General features: G+C 55.3%; 11 protein-coding genes and 1 pseudogene. All 12 read right to left on the reverse strand.

Annotation, left to right across the window (positions count from 1 at the left end):
• Positions 1-171: 171 nt before the first annotated feature.
• Positions 172-2022 carry an AI-2E family transporter gene (locus FF011L_RS01340; protein WP_145349602.1) on the reverse strand — a complete coding sequence of 617 codons (1851 nt, stop codon included), beginning with the start codon at positions 2020-2022 and terminating at the stop codon, positions 172-174.
• Between the two features lie 51 nt (positions 2023-2073).
• Positions 2074-2658, reverse strand: coding sequence for a hypothetical protein (locus FF011L_RS01345; RefSeq protein WP_145349603.1), 585 nt, complete (start codon positions 2656-2658; stop codon positions 2074-2076).
• 264 nt (positions 2659-2922) lie between these two features.
• Positions 2923-3536: pseudogene (locus tag FF011L_RS27155) on the reverse strand (DUF1549 domain-containing protein).
• A gap of 822 nt (positions 3537-4358) precedes the next feature.
• Positions 4359-5753, reverse strand: coding sequence for a DUF1501 domain-containing protein (locus tag FF011L_RS01360; protein WP_145349606.1), 1395 nt, complete (start codon positions 5751-5753; stop codon positions 4359-4361).
• Positions 5754-5787: 34 nt separating this feature from the next.
• On the reverse strand, positions 5788-8892 hold the full coding sequence (locus FF011L_RS01365) for a PSD1 and planctomycete cytochrome C domain-containing protein (RefSeq protein WP_145349607.1): 3105 nt from the start codon (positions 8890-8892) through the stop codon (positions 5788-5790).
• 987 nt (positions 8893-9879) lie between these two features.
• On the reverse strand, positions 9880-10752 hold the full coding sequence (locus tag FF011L_RS01370) for an alpha/beta hydrolase family protein (protein WP_145349608.1): 873 nt from the start codon (positions 10750-10752) through the stop codon (positions 9880-9882).
• Between the two features lie 64 nt (positions 10753-10816).
• A complete protein-coding gene (locus FF011L_RS01375) occupies positions 10817-11947 on the reverse strand; it encodes a mandelate racemase/muconate lactonizing enzyme family protein (RefSeq protein WP_145349609.1) in 1131 nt (376 codons plus the stop codon).
• Positions 11948-11953: 6 nt separating this feature from the next.
• Positions 11954-13453: a M81 family metallopeptidase gene (locus FF011L_RS01380; RefSeq protein WP_145349610.1), complete on the reverse strand. Its 1500-nt coding sequence runs from the start codon at positions 13451-13453 to the stop codon at positions 11954-11956.
• Between the two features lie 10 nt (positions 13454-13463).
• A complete protein-coding gene (locus FF011L_RS01385; RefSeq protein ID WP_218932935.1) occupies positions 13464-14708 on the reverse strand; it encodes an MFS transporter in 1245 nt (414 codons plus the stop codon).
• 131 nt (positions 14709-14839) lie between these two features.
• A complete protein-coding gene (locus tag FF011L_RS01390; protein WP_145349612.1) occupies positions 14840-15889 on the reverse strand; it encodes a succinylglutamate desuccinylase/aspartoacylase family protein in 1050 nt (349 codons plus the stop codon).
• Between the two features lie 49 nt (positions 15890-15938).
• On the reverse strand, positions 15939-17057 hold the full coding sequence (locus FF011L_RS01395; protein ID WP_145349613.1) for a mandelate racemase/muconate lactonizing enzyme family protein: 1119 nt from the start codon (positions 17055-17057) through the stop codon (positions 15939-15941).
• Positions 17058-17193: 136 nt separating this feature from the next.
• Positions 17194-18516 carry a DUF1501 domain-containing protein gene (locus FF011L_RS01400; RefSeq protein ID WP_218933187.1) on the reverse strand — a complete coding sequence of 441 codons (1323 nt, stop codon included), beginning with the start codon at positions 18514-18516 and terminating at the stop codon, positions 17194-17196.
• Positions 18517-18544: the final 28 nt, after the last annotated feature.

Raw genomic sequence — 18544 nt, forward strand, 5'->3', positions numbered from 1 at the left:
TTGCTGGTAAGCATGCCAGTTTTATCAATTGGGTTACGAGGATATCGGTCGTGGAGAAGCTGTGGATTGACTTTAATGAGCGCTCAATGCCATCTGCGTTCTTGTCGTTTACAGATCAAATGTTCGGCAAAGCATGTTCAGGGCACTCGAAGTGTGTTTCGGTGACTTGGCCTACGCTTCGCTGGTTTTGGGACTGTGGTCAGGTTCGTAGATTCCGGGAATGGGCGAATCCAGCAGTACTACTCGGATCAAGTAGATGGCTACCGGTACGCCCAACACCAATCCCCACATGCCGAAGAAGTGTTCAGCGATCAACAAGATGGCAATCACCAGTACGGGATGCAGATGGCCGATTTTGCCAATGATCCGCGGTGACAAGATCATCCCTTCGATCAAGTGAATGATCGCGATGGCCCCGATCACCTGCACCGCCATTAACAGCGATCCGCCAGGTTGCAGAATGGCCATCCCACAAAGTGGAATGCCCGACAAAATCACTCCTGCCACAGGAATGAAACTGAACAGAAACACGACCAATGCAAGGATGAATTTGTACTCGACGCCGATCAGCCACAGGGCCAACAGTGTCAGGCATGCGTTGATCACTGCAATGATCACTTGTCCCTGAAACGTTTTGCCGATCAGCTTGCCCAGTGCGATAACCCCCGGCGCAATTTCATCATAGATCGATCGCAACCGTGTGTTTCGAATGCTGGCCACGCCCGACTTCACGCCCTGCCATTCAAACAACATGAAAATGGACAACAGCAGTGCGGTACCGATCTGGATCGGGATTCTTAATAAGTGGCTGAGTCCTTGATCGATTCGATTCACACCTGCTTCGAGTATCTTGGGGCCGTCTTCGGTTGCATGGTCGCGCACCCAGTCCGCTGTAGGGCTGGTGGCCCACCACTGCTGCCCCAGTTCTAGTTTTGTTGCCGATTCAAAATCGAATCGCTGGTGCGCCGGTGACTCCTCGGCGGTCTGGTCGTGCTGGTCAACCGCTTGCAAGAAGGCTTGCTTCCCCTGCGGGTAGGCCGCTGCCAAAGTTTGAAAGTAGGTGTAGTCGATCGGTATGTTGTTGGAGTCGTCGGCAAATTGCGTTTCGTAGAACTGTTTGAATTGAGCTTGGTATGCAGGAGATTCGCGAAACTCTGCCCATTTCTGAGTCGACATCGCTTGTGCCCACTCGCTCCTGAGTTGCGCTAGCAGCACAGGATCGGCGTTGACGTCGGCCCAGATTCGCTGCCGGATTCGTTCGTCACGGTAAGATTCAGAATCGGTCGGCTGCGATGGGGGTGCTGGTTCATCCGTATTTTCTTCAGACGCTTGAGTCGCTTGCCAGCGCGAAACGTAGTAGTCGTGTTTTGCATCGAAAATATCTGGTGCTTTGAATTCCATGAACCATTTTTGAAACGGCACACTCGCCCCGGTCTCTTGGGACTGTAAGTGAAGCACTTGAGCCTTTTCGTAGTTGACTTCAAATTCGGCTTTGAGCCTTGAGTCAAGTTTAGGGAATTCTTGGTACAGCCCTACACCGCTGCGGCCAGCAGCGCGGAACTGGCGGAGTCCTTCCTGATAGCGTTGGTCAGCGGGGGTACCAAACTGGTGATCGAAATTCCATGTTCCGACCGTATTGGCCAACAGAGTGTTTTGCACCTGGACGGCACTGGTGTCTTTCATCTGTACGAGCAGGCTCTTCCCTTCGTGTATCAGCGGAGGCACAAAGAACCGCCCAAGTCCGTACAGCGACAAACACAGACACAAAAAAATGGCCAGCGTCAGCAGCAAATCAAGCCTGCGGTCATGAATGCGATGAGTCGCGAGGTGGCGGGTTATTAACCCCACCATGCTGCGGACAACGAAGCAAAACAAAAACGTCAAAAATCCAATCAGAAAGAACTCTCGCAGCGTGTAGAGCAGCACCAGGAACACACCCCAGATCAGTGGCTTGTGCCACCAGTTCTGCTGAACAATTGATCGAGGTGACTGGGCGGTAAGATTCGATGGATCGCTGGACATAAAAAAATTGCGTAGGGAAGCATAGCCGTGTCAGAACAACAAATCGCAGAACTATTTGAGGGGCTTAACCGCTAAGTTTTCGCGTTTTGATTTGAGATAGAAAAAACCGACTGCCAAGCAAGCGACCAGAATCATGATAATCCAAGCGGATAATTGCTCCAGCATCGCCATCGATAACAGCATGATTGTTAAGGATATGCCAACGACTAACAGCAGCCAGTCGATGTGGACTCCAGCCAAGCAGCAGGTCAAAGCCAGTAGCATCACTGCGAAGTAAGAAGCGGAATCGCGATTGATGATCTCGCGACGCTCCAGTAGCAGCAGAGCCGCTAGGAAAGCAAGCAACGTCGCCCAGTGGGATAGTTCTTTGGCGATCGATTTTTTGATGGATTGCCCCGATTGCTTGGCGCTGCGTGTGCTCCTCCAAAGCCCCAGGGCCGCGTAAACCACAATTACAAACAGCCAATACTCCCAAGCGCCCGATTCCGTTGCCTGAGTGAATCCGATCCCAGCCAATGCCAGAACCAACATCACGCACAGGGTGATAAACCGAACTTTCCAGGCACGTCCAGGTTTCGATTGCGTTTTTGGGTCGGTTTTGCCGGCAGATGATAACGTTTCAGCAGGCTTATTCATAAATTCACCAGTGCGATTTGCAAAGTTTGTTGATCCATATTCTATCCGCTTACGCCTTCGCATAAACGTCCATAGTATTATCTAGCCCAACACCATAGCTGTACATACGACGATAAATGCGGCGTGAAGGTCCGTGCTCGGTTTGTCATCGGCAACTAACGAGCTGGCACGTGTTGCCATCGCCGCGAAGGAGGTCGACGCAAGCCGATCGGCAAATTCATTGTGCTTTCGATGCGATTGCCCGACGGCTTGCGGCTTGTTGATTTAGTGATGGTCGCCTAACGCTCCGCGAAAGAACGCTCCCTTAAAGCTGTTTTCGCGGAGCAAAAGGCTGCAATCTTTCTCCGCTTTCTCGCCGATGGAAGTGACGCCGGTTTTAGGGGCTTTGAATAAATAGCTCCGATTGATAAACGCGATCAGGCCGAAATAGAGTCGTTGTAGGTAATCATCGACGGTCCGATGGTCATGGCACTGGGCGCACTGCAGGTCGCGCCCCAGAAAAATCCGCCCTAGGTCGCGAGTGACTTCGTCACGGTGCAATTCGCGATCGACAGAAACTTCGCTGCCGTCCGCGTCGTTTCCTGACTGCCGTCCGCTGAAAGGATCTCACGTACCAAAATGTCCCAAGGTTTGTTTTCCAGTGCGGTCTTGCGCAGGAAAGACCGCCAATCCTTGGCCGCAATATGTTTGCCCGATCGGCGTTCCATCAGCATTTCGTCTAGAACGTACTGCATGCGAGTGGCGTGTTGGGGCGACGCAAGCAACGCGTCGATGGTCTGTGTCCGTTTGTCTGCCGAGGTATCCCTGAGGAATTCGCGAACCTGCGTAACGCTGGGGATGTTGCCGGTCAGATCCAAATAGACGCGGCGCAGGAACATCGTATCGTCGGCCGTTGCCGAAGCTTTGAACGATGGCTGAGCTTTGATTATCGCATCAATCTGTTGATGCAGCGGAGGAGCCGCGGTTATTGGCGCTGAAAGAACCGCGAAAATGCTGACGGCCAACAGATTCCAGAACGTGTGTTAGTGGAACATCACGACGGTATGGGGTTGGGTGGGATGGGGGAAGGAACGCCACGGATTCAACGTCGCGCACGCCCTCGCTATAGACCATTTATGGGACGCCGCGGGATATTGTCGCAAGGTTCTGGGGACGCGTGTTTGATCAGTGTGGTAGGTCGTCAGTCCGTATTGAAATCTCGCAGCGTCATCACGGAAACGCTCGTAGGCGAGCCTCTCCGAGGCACGCGCAATTTACGTATCGGAGAGACGTGCGATTTATAAATAAAGAAAGTCTGGCTCCCCTCGCCCTCAAAACAAGCTCGCTTAAAACAGATTTGATACTGGATCAACGGTTCGCCAGCTAATTCAATTATGTACGATTCAAAGGCTTGTTTTGGGGGAGAGGGGCTGGGGGAGAGGGGCCGACAGCGTTGGGCAAGGCATGGCATAATCGCTTGAAATCCGAGGCGTTAACCGCCGCTTCGCAGCAAAATCGCCGCCTGGAAATCTCTCCCTCTCCCCCAGCCCCTCTCCCCCAAGCAAGCTCCACGAAATCAAACGCAGAGGCAGAGATCACGCAATGAGCTAGCAGAGATTTCTTCCGCAGAAAAGAGCTCGCTTAGGGGCGAGGGGAGCCAGACTTTCTTCATTTATGCTTTTTACGTCTCGGTAGTTGCTCGTTATGCCTCCGAATTCCTGTCACGCTAGGATTTCTTGGGGCACTTTGCCGTGAACGTCCGTTAGGCGGAAGTCGCGGCCTGCGTAACGGTAGGTTAGACGTTCGTGGTCGATGCCCAATAGATGCAGCATCGTTGCGTGCAGATCATGCGTGTGGACCGCCCCTTCTGCCGTCATGATGCCGTGTTCATCCGACTTGCCATGTACCAGCCCCGCTTTCACTCCGCCGCCAGCCATCCAGGACGAGAAGCAGTGATTGTGGTGTTCGCGGCCGGCGTGGTTCGCTTGTTTGTGGAACGGCGTGCGGCCAAACTCCGTTGTCCAGACCACTAACGTGCGTTCCAGCATGCCCCGCTGCTTCAGGTCGGCTAGTAAGCCAGCAATCGGTTGGTCGATGGCTTTGGCCAACCGCTGATGGTCGCCCATGTTTCCATGAGAATCCCAATTGGAGTTCGAACCGACATCGATTAGTTCCAGAAAACGGACTCCGCGTTCGGCCAACCGCCGGGCAACAAGGCATTGCCAACCAAACCCGCTGTTGGCACCACGCTGCAGGCCATACATGTTTAAAGTCGATTCCGATTCGCCCGAAAGGTCAAACGCTTCCGGAGCTTCACGTTGCATCCCAAACGCTGTTTCGAACGAGCGGATGCGGGCATCGAGCGCTTGGTCGGCATCGCGTTGTTCCAGATGAGCACGATTCAATTGGTTCAGCATCGCAAGCTCCATTTGCTGCAGGTCCGCAGGGACTTTCGCTTGAATGTTCGGTAGCGGTTGCTTGCCGGGCATGACGTGAGTTCCCTGATGGCAGGCGGGCAGGAAATCGCTGCCCCATGTCTGCGCACCTGCGTACGGAGCGGATGGGGCGAGCACCATGAAGGAGGGTAAGTTCTGGTTTTCCGTCCCTAATCCATAGCTAACCCAGGCACCGGCGCTTGGTCGAGCGAACTGCGCCGATCCGGTGTGAGCCGCCAGCGTTGCCTTGTCATGACCATCACTTTCGCAATGCATCGCGTTAAGCACACAGACATCATCGATCACCGAACCCATGTGCGGGAATAGGTCGCTGACCCATGTGCCGCTCTCGCCGTACTGTTTGAATCCCCAACGGGGTTTGATCAAGAACCTTTCGAATTCGCCCGATTTGTTTAGCCAGCGTGAGGCGGTGACCGACTTGCCATGGTCGGCGATCAGCTGAGGTTTGTGATCGAACGTGTCGACATGTGAAACGCCACCGGTAGAGAAAATGAAGATCACGCGATCCGCCTTCGCGGGGAAATGTCCTGGTTTGGTAGCCAGTGGATCGGTCGCTGCAGCTTGGATTTCGCTCCACATTCCCGCTAAAGCCAAAGCACCAAATCCTCCCGAGGCGCGGTGCAAAAATTCGCGGCGGTTCGTGTGCAAAGGTAGGTTCATTTTGGATCTTGGAAAAAAAGGATGCCGAAAGTCGTTAGTCGACGTACAAAAAGCCATTGCTCGAAAACAACACTCGCGCTATCGCGGCCCAGGCGTCCAGCGACGGAGTCTCCGTCGAGGGTTTCTGGTCAGCAAGCTTGCTCTGGTATTCGGAAAGGAACGTCAGCGTCTGCTTCACTTCTGCGTCCGTAGCGGTACGCCCTAGAGCTTGCTCGTATGCCACGCGAACCCGCGACGCATCCTCCTCCGCCGATGCCAATATCTGATTCGCAAACGCCTGGGCCTGTTGATGGACGAACGGAGAATTCATCAGAAATAGCGACTGAGTCGGAGTCGTCGTCGGTAGCCGTTGGGAAACGCTTACGTTTGGATCGGCCGCGTCAAACATTGCTAAAAATGGATGTCGACGGTTCCGCTGGTGCATCAAGTAGATGCTGCGGTGATTGGATTCGTAGACGGCGTGGAACGGACGGTGGATGGTGTAGGCCCACTTCCCTACCGCTGGAAATGGATGGGGTGGTGGAAGCGTGCGATCGAGTTGCCCACTGACGGCAAGCATCGCATCGCGAATCGATTCCGCATCAAGCGGCCGTCGCGAGTAACGCCATAGCCAGCGGTTGCCTGGGTCCGCACTTAGGTTGTCGGCCTGATCTTCGCTTGCCAGGGTGTAGGTTTGTGAGTTCATGATCAACCGGTGAAGCGACTTAACCGACCAACCTGACGCGATGAATTCCGAAGTCAACCATTCGAGTAATTCAGGGTGGCTCGGTCGCTCGCCGCGGGTCCCAAAATCGCTTGACGTCGAAACCAGTCCTTGGCCGAAATGCCATTGCCAAACACGGTTTACGAAGACGCGAGCGGTCAACGGGTTCGAGGGACGGGTCAACCAATTGGCCAATTCCAGTCGTCCGCTGCCGGTCGATTCGGGGGGCAACGTGTCGCCGCCGAGAACTTCCAAGAAACGGCGTGGGATTTGGTCGCCTAATCGTTCGGGTTCACCGCGTTGTTGCAGTCGAGTGTTCGTCGGCGTCCCTTCGCTGACTCCGTAGGCGACAGGATAGGCTGGCGCTGCGAGGACTGCGTCGCGTTGTGTCGTCACTTCCTTTATTTGGGCATCCAGTTCGGCCAAACGTTGTTGCGATACGGGCTCCTGTTCAGGGATGACGACAGGTCCGCTGCCCGGAATCCCAAATGCGGAGTCCTGGAGTCCGAGATTGTCAATGTCACGCGTCGGTGCCGGCCCTTTAGTATGCCCAATTCCGTCACAGATAAACGTGTTGGCAATCCCATCCCAGTTAGGGTTGAGTGGTTTGTCCTTGAATTCGCTCAGGTCGTCCAGCGTGCCGACAACGCCCGAGTAGGTTTTCTTTTCATGGTCCAGTGTGACCCGCAGCGTGTACCAAGTATCTGGTTTAAGAGTGCGCATGATTTCCCAGTCGCCGCCGCTGCGCATCGCGAACTCGGTAGCGGTCACGCTGCACTCGATTGCCAACGACTGGACCACTCCGCGACCAAGGAAGAAGCGGTAGGCTCCCTGCGGTGTCGAAGCGGCATTGGTGCGGAAGTCGATCGTAAAGTGAATTTGCTTCCCCGGAGTCGCATGCAAGGCTTGTTCAAAACCGTAACGAATGCCGTCGTGCGGCTTGGGGGATGCGACTCGGACGCCACGCGTTCCCGCCGGATGAACGTGGGTAAACGGGCTCTGCGCTTCGGCAAGAATCACGTTCGGGCCGCTGCTGAACCATGGCTTGGATGGCGGTTTACCGATCGCTTGGTATTCCCAGTTGAGGTCGACGCCACCGGCGAACGATTTGCCATCCAGCTCCGACCGAGTTTGCGTCAGCTTTTTCAGCTCACTGTTCAGACTGGCCAGTTTGTCCGCTTTGATTATGTCAAGGCGTGCGGCCTCCGCAGCGGGCACCAAGGGGGGGAAATGAGCAGGACGCTTATGTGATTCGCCTCCGGGAAACGCCCACTTCGTACTTTCGAAAATACCATACAGTGCGTAGTAGTCGGCTGCCGAGATTGGATCGAATTTATGGTCGTGACAGCGAGCACAGCCGACCGACAGCCCCAGGATCGACCGGCCCACCGAATCGATCACGTCGGCGAAATCAAGGTATTGATAGGCGGTGTTTGGAGCGTAACCATAACGCTTGCCAATGGCAAGGAATCCAGTCGCTGTCACCAGTTCGGCGTAACGATCCGGGGGGCCGTCTTTGGCCAAAATGTCGCCTGCGATCTGTTCGCGAATAAATTCGTCAAACGGCTGGTCACGATTCAACGCATTGACAACCCAATCGCGATACTGGCCCGCCTCGGGTACGGGATAATCGGCTCCGTCACCGGCTGTGTCTGCGTAGCGTGCAACGTCTAGCCAATGGCGTCCCCAGCGTTCTCCATAAGCTGGCGATTGCAGCAAACGTTCTATCAGAGCTGCGAACGCCTCTGGCGATGAATCATTAAGAAATGTGTCGATCTCCGCCGGCGTCGGTGGCAACCCCGTTAAGTCGAACGTTGCTCGGCGGATCAACGTGCGTTTGTCAGCGGTGCCTACCGGGGTTAACTTCTGCTTTTCCAATTCCGCTCGAACAAAAGCATCCACCGGATTGACCATCCAGCGAGCGTCTTTGACGTTGGGTGGCGTCGGTTTTGATAAAGCTTGAAACGACCAGAACTGTTTCGCCGTTTCCAGATCCATGGCGTTGGAAGCCGATTCGCTTGCCGCGTCCAGCACTCGAGGGTCCTTCGCACCTTGCTTAACCCAAGTGACAAGGTCCGCGATCTGAGCGGGGGTCAGTTTGTTTTCGTCGGGCGGCATTTGTGCGGCGCCATCGGAGTCGTTGACGGCCTGGATTAGCAAACTGTTTTCCGGATCCCCAGGCACAATCGCCGTGCCACTATCCCCACCCAGCATCCAGCCCTCGCGTGAATCAAGTCGCAATCCCGATTCTTGTTTCTTTGGTCCGTGGCATTCGATGCAGTGGCTGATTAGCAGCGGGCGGATTTGGGATTCGAAGAAATCGTCCGCACGGCTTGTCGCAGGAGCCACGAAGCTGAGAATCAGCAGGCTAGAAAGCCCGCACGCCAATGGAGAAAATGTTCGGTGTGTCGAATGGCGGCGATGGATCGATTGCATTTTTGTCCGCTTTCTTCGTGAGGGCGGGGGCGGGACCCAGAGAAAGTTCAGTCAACCGGCAGTGCTGTGCGCGTGCAGCCTAGCCCTTCGGGAAGACCGTGAACCCTCTCTGTGGTGCCGCTATTGTATACAATGTGCAACCGCAGTGGGAGAAGAAGATTGGTTTTGCAAAGGAATTCAAAGTGTTGGATTGAGTTCGATCATTCGGGGGGGCGTCGCAAGCGAGGCATCCATCCTGCCGGTGATCACGCATAGCACCGTGGCGAAGAGACGTTGCCGCGTAGGCGAGCCTCTCGGGACGTGCGATATATAAGTTGACGGTTTGACAGCAGCTGGCACCTGCCCAGACATCCAAGCGCCACGTCCCCTCGTCGGTTTACCCGACAGGAACGCAAGATTTGAAATTAGAGGTGGTTGCCCCCACGGTTTTCGCATCCCGTTCGGATTGCCGCTTTCAGCGGCAATCCGAACGGGATGCGTTTTCCTAGAGCCATGCGAACTAATTTCAAATCTTGGCTTCATGCCAGGCAAGCTGGCATGGGGCCTTTTCTCCCTGCCACACTCACTACTTATTTATCGCACAACCCCCGGGGCACGCACGTGCCATCGTCTCGGAGAGACGTGATGAATAAATTGGCGGTTTCCTCGCGGATCGCAGTGGTGTGGCAACAGACCAAAATCCCAACCCGCTGCGTAAGTGAGGGATAGCGGCCTGCTCTTTCGGTCCCTCGCTTACGCAGCGGGTTAGGATCTCGCCTGCCTGCGACCTTGCTCGCAACTTATTTATCGCACGTCCCGAGAGGCGCTGCTACGAGATGGCACCATCTCAAACCACTTACCTCGTTTCCAATCTTCTAATCTTGTTTTGCAGTTCGACGTGAAGCTTGTGTGGCTGGAAAGCGAACCGAATGCGGTCGTGCCAATGCAGTACTGGCGTTCAGAAATTTCAGCATTCGATCGAACTTGTTTTTGGCATGTTGTACGACACTATTTTTCAGTCTCCTGCGATGCCAGTGCATCCGCGTGGCTGGCGGCAATCACAAACTCAAAGGCTCGCTTTGTGTCGTCGTAGTTGGTGCTATGCCCTGTTGCGGGGCGATGGATGCCGAGCACTTTCCGTGATTGCTTGCGGAGACTTTCGATCAGACGCTGAACACTTTCTGGCGGGACACTTGTGTCTTGACCGCCCGTGGTGGCGGCGACTGGCATCGTGAAGCTTTCAGGAAAGAACTCTGCGCTGCGGCGGTGATACTCCGCAGGGACTTCGCTTTTCGAGCCGCCAAACGATTTGCTGATCGCGTCCTGGAATCGTTCGTACTCGACATGGTTCGCGGTACCGTTCAGGGCGACCACCCCGTCCACTTGATCGGGATGCATCGCCGCGAAGGTCAACGCAGAGCTGCCTCCCATCGATCCTCCACTGATAATCACGCGTTGCACTTGGAACTGTTGCTTCAGGATACGAATGATCTGCAGTAAATCGGCTTCGGCGGCCGGTCCCATCCACGATGTCTTGGCACGGTAATCCGGTGAAATCATTAGCATTCCGTTTTCGGCCGCAGCATCGCGTGTCGCTTGACACTCGTCTCGCACCTGTTTCGCAAATTGCCAGCGATCCGAACCGTGTCCATGCAGCGCGATCAACACTGAAACCGGCTTGTCGGCGGCAAACCAACGTGGCGTTAGCTGGACGTACTTTTGCTCACTGCCATCGAAGTCGGCCGTGAACGTTTGATCGACCATCGCCGTAAAACCGGATGGCTTGTCTTCCGCAAATACGATGGCGGGTGCCAACAGCATCCACGCGCTACTGGCGAGTACAAGGAGGATCGATGGGCGGCATTGATTTTGTTCATACATGGCAAAGAAACACCGAACAATTGAAAGAGAGGCAGTCCAGATGAATGGTTCCGATACGCTGGCGTTACAGCAGGTTCGCACCACCGGTGTATTTTTTCACCGCGTCACGATCGAGTTCCAAGCCAAGACCAGGACGATCCGAAATGGCGAGCATCCCGTCGGAATCAAGTTGGAACGCGTTCGCGCTCAGTTCGTCGATGAAAGGCGATCCGGTTAAGTACTCCACCAGATCCGTACCAGGGAAAGCCGAGGCAAGGTGCAAATCGGCAGCCAGTCCGACGGCGGTATTCCACCCATGTGGGATGAACCGAATGCCATGTTCTTGAGCCATCCAGGCGATTCGGCGTTCTTCGCTAATGCCGCCGACCTTGGTAACGTCCGGCTGGACGATGTCCAGTGCTCGAGCGATCATCCAAGGCGTGAAAGCTTGGCGGCGCGTCAGCACCTCTCCGCCGGCGATCGCAACCGGCGAATGCTCGCGGAGCTTGGCATAGTCTTCCATGGCGTCCGGTGGCAGCGGTTCTTCGAACCAGTGGACATCATAATCGGCCAACATGGTGGCGGTATTTCGTGCCCACTTGTAGCCGTTTGGCCAGAACGCGTCGCTCCCTCCGGCATCCACCATCAAACGGCAATCGTCGCCGATCGCTTCTCGCGCGGCTTGAACGATCGCGCGATCGGTTGCTGCACTGACGCGTCCGAAGGGCCCCCAGCCGATTTTGAAAGCGCGAAAGCCCTCGGCCTTCACTGCCAATAAGTGGTCGCTCAGTTTGCTCGGTTCGTCCATCAACAAGGAAGCATAGGGTTGCACGCGATCGCGATACCGTCCGCCCAACAAGCGGCCAACCGGTTGTCCGCTCGCTTGACCGAGTAAATCCCAAAGGGCGATATCGATCCCGCTGATCGCATGGGTGACGGATCCACCACGGCCAAGCCAGAACATGTGTTGATGTAATTTCTCGCTGACACGTTCCGGTTCGAGTGCACTTTCGCCTCGATATAAGGGCTCCAGCAGCTTCAACGCGGCTTGCACCAGAGCATCGTTGGTGAACACGCTGCCCAGCCCCACGGCACCTTCATCGGTGTGGACTGCGATCAGCGTATGCACACAATCGTCGGGTCGCAGTTCATTGCTCCACCCGCCCTCGGGCGTTGCCCCTCGCAGACCCGCGCAGCGTATTTCTCGAATTTTCATAAATCTTTAGCGTTGTCGTTGAAAAGTTTTGGTTTGACGAGTGAACGTGACGTCTGCGTCCAGCGGAAAAATCGGACGAGGACAGCGGGTGTGGCCAAGGTAAGGTAGGTTAGCACTCGCCGAACCCGGCGCATCGACATTCACCATTTCCGTACACCACGCCGCATACATATGGTGCTGGCAATGAGGCGACTTGACCACCACGGCATCAAACGTTTTGGGGTTCTGCCCATGAGCGTAGAAAAAAGAACGATCGTACAAACTGACCGCCCGGCTGCTAACGACCAGCGTAAAGTTGTCCGATTCGAGCACCGCTGTGGGGCCCGCAAACCATCGCTCACCAAACGATTCACTATGGAAGTGACCGTCCGAGAGCGAACGGACCGTTAGCGTCATCTCTAGTGGCTGAAAACGCTCGGGGTCCAAGCTACCGCCAATCGTGGTTGAAATCGTCGCCGAAACTCCTGCCGAGAAAGCCTGAGCAACGGCATCGGCATCCACAATTGGGACCAACGTGCGTCCCGTGTAACCCGATTCGATCAGTTTGCGAAGGATCGCATTGCTGTCGCCCGAGGCTCCAGAGCTGGTTGCGTCGGCCGCGTCGATCAAGGCGATTGTCCCCTCAGAATGCGAGCATGCGATGTCGGCCATCGCATCCAGACTGAGCAAAGGGATACGCATGTGGGCGTGATTTTCCCAGAAACGATCAGCGATCCGCAACGACTCGCGTTTGGCAAACTCGGGATCGTTATCGGTGACGGCAAAGCTGTACGTTTGCAGCGATGGTACGTCGGTGAACGGGTTGCCAATAAACATGCCCGCCGACAACCCCACGGGATCTTCTTCAACTTGTTGAGCGATACGGATACTTTCGCCAAAACGACCGCTCGAAGTGATCAGTTCATCTCCACGAACCAGAGCCGGAATTGTCGTTTTTACCATGACCGGTTTGACCTCGCCCGATTCGATTCGCAGCAGCAATCGAGCCGCCCGTTGTCCGGTTTCATAGAAGTCGACATGGGGATAAGTGTGGTAGGCGACGATCGCATCGCTGTGCTCGATCATGCGTTCACTGAGAATGCCGTGAAGGTCAAGCGACAGCACGATGGGAATCTGTTCGCCCAAAATCTTCCGCGTCTCGGCAAGTAAATAACCTTCGGGATCGAGTTCTTGCTCGCTGGCCATCGCCCCATGCATACAAAAGTAAACCGCATCGACAGGTGGCGCCGCACGAATGCTGTCGAGAAACTCTTGCGAGATGCGTTCCCACGCCTCGGTAGCCAACGTCCCTCCTGAGGTAATAAACGCCGCGCTGTACGTGGGCACGATCTCAACGTCTTCGATCGGATCGAAGACGCTCAGCGCGCCTCCGATTTCATTGTGTACACGACGGTGGTAACGGAGTAGGTCCTCACCGTGGTGAACCGCAAAGTCATCGTAGCGGCTTAGCTGCGGATTGAAGGTTGAAACTTCTTGTTTGCATTCCGCAATTAAAATTTTGGGCATAACGGTAGGCTCAATCGCGTTGGATTCGTTCGTAGTCTTTGGGAAACAAATAAATAATGCCCAGGATCAACAGCACGGCGGCCACTGCAAACGCAATCGATGTATAGGAAAGCATTCGCTCCAGTCCGACCGACTTTTTCCAGATACCTCCGACCAATGGTGCAAAACCGGACAGCGCGGCACCACAAAAATTCAGCAACCCCACCGCGGACGCGCGAGTATTGGCGGGCACGACCTCGAAGGCGGCTGGAAAGACATTGCCAATGAAAAAACCGCTAAACAAACCGAAACCGGCGGCGGCAATCCGTGTCGCATTAAGCGAGTCTGCGGTACCGATCCAGTGCAGGCACGGGGCACATAGCATCAAACTAATCGCCATCAACCACAGCCTTGCTGCCTTGGTGCGCAAAAACAGTTTGTCCGCCAAAATGCCCCCTCCAAGCAACCCGATCAACGTGGTGCTCTGAATATAAGCGGTGGCGGTAAACGCGGCTTCGCCAAGATCGAGTGCATACTTTTCATAAAGAAAGTTGGGAAGCCAACTGTACAACATCCAGAGCCCAAACACGAATGTAGGAAAGACAACGCAGAGCAGCAAAAACGTCGGTACCTTCACCAATTCAGGGATCGCCCAAGAGCTATCGGATCGCTTGGTTTCGATCTCCGCATCCTCGTCGACCGTGCGTAAAAACAGGGTATACGGCAGACAGTACAGCAGTCCGACCGCGCCGAGGATGAAGAAGGCTTCACGCCAGTAACCTTGATGTGCCATCCAGCCACCGAACCAAGCGCCGACCACCGTACCGACGATCTGAGCCGTCGTCAGCGTCGCCACCGCGCGTGAACGTTTTTCGGGCGGATGAGCATTCGACGTCAACGCGATTGCGGCGGGCATATACATCGATTCGGAAACCCCCATCGCGGCGCGAAACGCAAGCAAGATAAAAGCGGAGGTCGCCAATCCGGTTCCAACGGTCACCAAACTCCAGATCGCCAGACTCACGACCACCAGCACGCGTTTGGAATACTTGTCAGCGATCTGGCCCGCCAATGGGCACCCGATCCCATAGACCCACAGGAAGATCGATCCGGTTAATCCCAGTTCGCGGTCGGTGAGTCCCAGATCGGATTGCAGTACCGGGAACATCGCAAACACCGCTTGCCGGTCGCAATAGTTCAAAAAGTAGGCGAACCACATGAATGCGACGAGGTAGGTCGTTTGGTGTCCGCGCTGCTTGATTTTAGAAAGTGTCAAAGGGAACGCCGACAATGGAGTTGAAGAATGGGATTTCTTAGGGCCGTCGGAACAATAACTATCGTCGCAATGCTCGCCAGAGCGTGGGTCCACCGCTTGGCGACGGTAGTTACGCAACGTCGACCGCCACATCATCCACTGTGGGAATCTGAAAACGTGGCGATCACGTTTTCGGGAACATCATGGGCAAGGCAGACGGCGATGTCGCCTTGTTGTGTCACTGTGGGGCCGCGATGTGCGATCACGACTCCCGACGAGGGAGCTTCGATGATTGTGGGCTGACGGTCAGGACGTTCGATAAAGTGAATCGCCCCAATCGGTTGCCCGGCGTCGACATCGTCCCCCACGTCCACCAAGCTTTCATACAACCCCGATTCCGCCGCAAAGATATAGTCCCCTGAATCAAGTGCCTGAACCCAACGTGTCGGAGATAGGCCCAGGCTGCTCCGTGTCTGCTCTTGCCCCTCCAGTACGCCGACGTGAATCAACACGTTGCGAAGCCCATCTTGGGAAAGTCGATGAACCGCTCGCGTGGTAACCTCGCCACCTCCCATCTCGGTCGTCACCACCGTCTTCCCCTGACTTTCGGCTTCCACCGGCAGCAATCCTGTGCCGGCGATGTCGCTGTACAAGAATGCCAAGTCGGTGTTGTAGGCCATGGTGGCGCCCGCCATTCGTCGGCGTTGCGCCAGATCTTCCACCAAATGCATGTGGGCACAGGGAAAGAAGTAGACGCCGCGTCCGCCGGTATGCAGATCGATCACCACGTCGCTTAAGGGAAACAGAACGGTGGTTAAATAGTGGGCAATGATTTGAGAGACCGTGCCCCCTGGGTCTCCCGGAAAGCAACGATTCAGATTCATCCCGTCGACGGGCGACAATCGCGTCGACGCTTTCGCAGCCGGCATGTTCAGCGACGGAATTAGAATCACACGACCGGTGATTTCTTCCAGATTCAGTTCTCGCAGCAGTCGCATGATCGCAATCTGCCCGGGATACTCATCACCATGGTTGCCAGCCATCAACAAGACCGTGGGGCCCTCCCCTCGTGCGATCGTTGCGATCGGAATTTGCAGTTGGGCCCAACCGCTCAGGTTGTACGAGTAGGGAACCGTTAAAATTCCCACTTGCCGACCCGGCGCAGAGAAATCAATCTCCGTCTTAATTGGTGAATTCGTCATCGTGTTGTTTGACTTTTGGCGGGAGTTAAGAGGCGGGAAGCGGGAGGTACTACTCGGACTGGGCAACTACATGGGCAGCCACAAAGTCTTCATTTAGGGTGACACCAAGCCCAGGTCGATCGGGGACTTCGATCCAGCCGTCTTCGGCTTGGATTTTTTCAATCGCTAATTCGTGCCGCATCGGTTCGTCCTCGACGCAATCTTCAAACAGGAACGCGTCGCGGCAGGTGCTCAACCAATGCAAACTTGCCGCCTCGGTTAGTGGGCTGGTGTAACAGTGGTTACATGGGCGCGCTCCGATTTCCTCAATGCGTTGACGCAGATAGGCGGCGTCGGTGAAACCGTTTCGAGCGATATCGATTTGGTAAACATCCAACGCTCGAGCATCGATTAACGGCCGAAACGCGGTCCGTCCGCACTCTTCTTCGCCCGCCGCGATTGGGATTGGCGAACGATCGCGAAGCCACCGATAACCTTCGACGTCATCGGGACGTAGTGGTTCTTCAAGCCATTCGACATCGAACTGCGAAAATGCGTGCGCACGCCGCAGGGCTGTCCTCGCATCCCAAACACATCCGGCATCGACCAACAGCGTGGCCTCTTTGATTCCTTCGCGGGCGCCGGCGACAAGATCCAGATCGACCGCTTCGGATTCCCCCATCGGCTCCCAACCGAATTTGACCGCCGTGTAGCCGTTTTCGATCCAGCGTTGTCCGATCTCGCGGGTCTCGGCACCGTCTTTGCCAAATAGAATCGACGCGTAAGCACGGAATCGGTCGTGTTGCTTACCGCCCAGCAGTCGGTGGATCGGTTCACCAAAATGTTTGCCTTTCAAATCCCACAGCGCCATGTCGATGGCACTCATCGCGGAAAGGGTGACACTCGATCGTCCGAAATACATCGTTTGGCGATACATCTTCTGCCATAACCGATCGGTCTCCAGCGGATTTTCACCGATCAATATCTCACGCAGGCCGCAGGCGATGTTGTGTGAAAACGGAGCGTCGATGATCGCCTTGACCACCTCGGGCGACGAGTCGGCTTCGCCAATGCCTTCAAGTCCGTCTTCGGTACGGATGCGAACGAGCACTAAGTCCTGGCAGCTGGCTGTCTTGTTGACAACCGATTCGGATCGCAACACTTGGCAAATGATTTGAGCAATTTTCATTCAGCTTCGCTTTCGTGGTCATTGTCTTGATGGGGCATCGGATGGAAACGTGTCCGCTCCACTGGGGGCTTAAAAAGTGCAGCTTCAATCGGTGTTTTCCTGGACGGATTGTCGGAAGGACAACGGAAGTTCGCCCTTAGCTGAGAATGGAATGGGCGACCTTTCCGTGTACGTCGGTTAAACGGAAATCACGGCCAGCGTATCGATAAGTCAATTTTTCATGGTCCAGCCCCATCAGGTGCAACATGGTCGCGTGCAGGTCGTGGACATGGACTCGGTCCTCCACCGCAGCGAATCCAAATTCATCGGTCGCTCCGTGAACGTGACCCCCTTTGACTCCGCCCCCTGCCATCCATGTGCTAAATCCCCAGTGATTGTGGTCGCGCCCATTCAACGAGGGCAGTTCAGCGACGGGAGTACGTCCGAATTCGCCTCCCCACAAGACAAGCGTCGAATCCAGCAGACCTCGTTGTTTCAAATCGGCTAGGAATGCTGCGAGCGGTTTGTCCCATTGGCCACATAAGGTTCGCAGCCCACTCTCGATGTTCGAGTGGTGATCCCAAGCTTGACCACCGGCATGCCATACCTGAGTGAAGCGAACGCCACGTTCGACCAACCGTCGCGTTAACATCAGTTGTCGGCCCTGTAGCGAGTCTCCGTACATCTCGTGAATGTAGGCAGGTTCCTGGCTCAGATCGAACGCATCGGATGCTTCGAACTGCATCCGATAAGCTAATTCATAGGACTCAATCCGGGCCTCCAGCTGCGGATCGGCACCACTGCTTTGCAGATGGCGTTGGTTCATCGCCTGCAATAGATCAAGCTGACCACGTTGAACGCGGGGATCCTGCGGATTGTTGATGTTTTCGATTAACCGCGAATAGTCCGCTTTGCCGGTATCCACGTGCGTACCCTGCATTGCCCCGGGCAAAAATCCGGAGTGCCAATTCTGGGATCCGACCACCGGAACGCCGTTTGGACACAGCACCACAAATCCGGGCAAATTGTCATTCAACGATCCAAGCCCGTAATTTACCCAGGATCCAAAACTCGGCCGCGGTTGATTGTTGTCACCACAGTTCATCAACAGTAGCGACGGTTCGTGATTTGGGATGTCCGCATGCATCGACCGGATCACACACATGTCATCGATGTGCTGGGCTGTTTGCTGGAATAATTCGCTGACCTCGATCCCCGATTCTCCGTAGCGAGAAAACTTAAACGGGGACGCCATCGCGCCCCCTGTTTTGCGTTCCGTCGGCAAGGCCGGATTCGGCAGCGGTTTACCATGGTATTTTTTGAGTGCCGGTTTCGGGTCAAACGTGTCGACGTGCGACGGTCCTCCATTCATGAATAGATGGACGACTTGTTTTGCCGTGGCCTGATGGTGCAGTGCCGTTGAACCCGCGTTGGCTTCATGCGCAGCGACACTCGCCAGACCGAGCATGCCGATGCCCATCCCGGATCGTCGCAACATCTCGCGACGA

The sequence above is a fragment of the Roseimaritima multifibrata genome, assembly GCF_007741495.1.
Lineage (GTDB): Bacteria > Planctomycetota > Planctomycetia > Pirellulales > Pirellulaceae > Roseimaritima > Roseimaritima multifibrata.

What these genes read in the sequence shown, in the direction of transcription:
- FF011L_RS01365 (WP_145349607.1), bottom strand. Translation starts at nt 8,892, where the DNA reads ATGCAATCGATCCATCGCCGCCATTCGACACACCGAACATTTTCTCCA.
- FF011L_RS01390 (WP_145349612.1), bottom strand. Translation starts at nt 15,889, where the DNA reads ATGACGAATTCACCAATTAAGACGGAGATTGATTTCTCTGCGCCGGGT.
- FF011L_RS01370 (WP_145349608.1), bottom strand. Translation starts at nt 10,752, where the DNA reads ATGTATGAACAAAATCAATGCCGCCCATCGATCCTCCTTGTACTCGCC.
- FF011L_RS01395 (WP_145349613.1), bottom strand. Translation starts at nt 17,057, where the DNA reads ATGAAAATTGCTCAAATCATTTGCCAAGTGTTGCGATCCGAATCGGTT.
- FF011L_RS01360 (WP_145349606.1), bottom strand. Translation starts at nt 5,753, where the DNA reads ATGAACCTACCTTTGCACACGAACCGCCGCGAATTTTTGCACCGCGCC.
- FF011L_RS01340 (WP_145349602.1), bottom strand. Translation starts at nt 2,022, where the DNA reads ATGTCCAGCGATCCATCGAATCTTACCGCCCAGTCACCTCGATCAATT.
- FF011L_RS01375 (WP_145349609.1), bottom strand. Translation starts at nt 11,947, where the DNA reads ATGAAAATTCGAGAAATACGCTGCGCGGGTCTGCGAGGGGCAACGCCC.
- FF011L_RS01380 (WP_145349610.1), bottom strand. Translation starts at nt 13,453, where the DNA reads ATGCCCAAAATTTTAATTGCGGAATGCAAACAAGAAGTTTCAACCTTC.
- FF011L_RS01400 (WP_218933187.1), bottom strand. Translation starts at nt 18,516, where the DNA reads ATGGGCATCGGCATGCTCGGTCTGGCGAGTGTCGCTGCGCATGAAGCC.
- FF011L_RS01345 (WP_145349603.1), bottom strand. Translation starts at nt 2,658, where the DNA reads ATGAATAAGCCTGCTGAAACGTTATCATCTGCCGGCAAAACCGACCCA.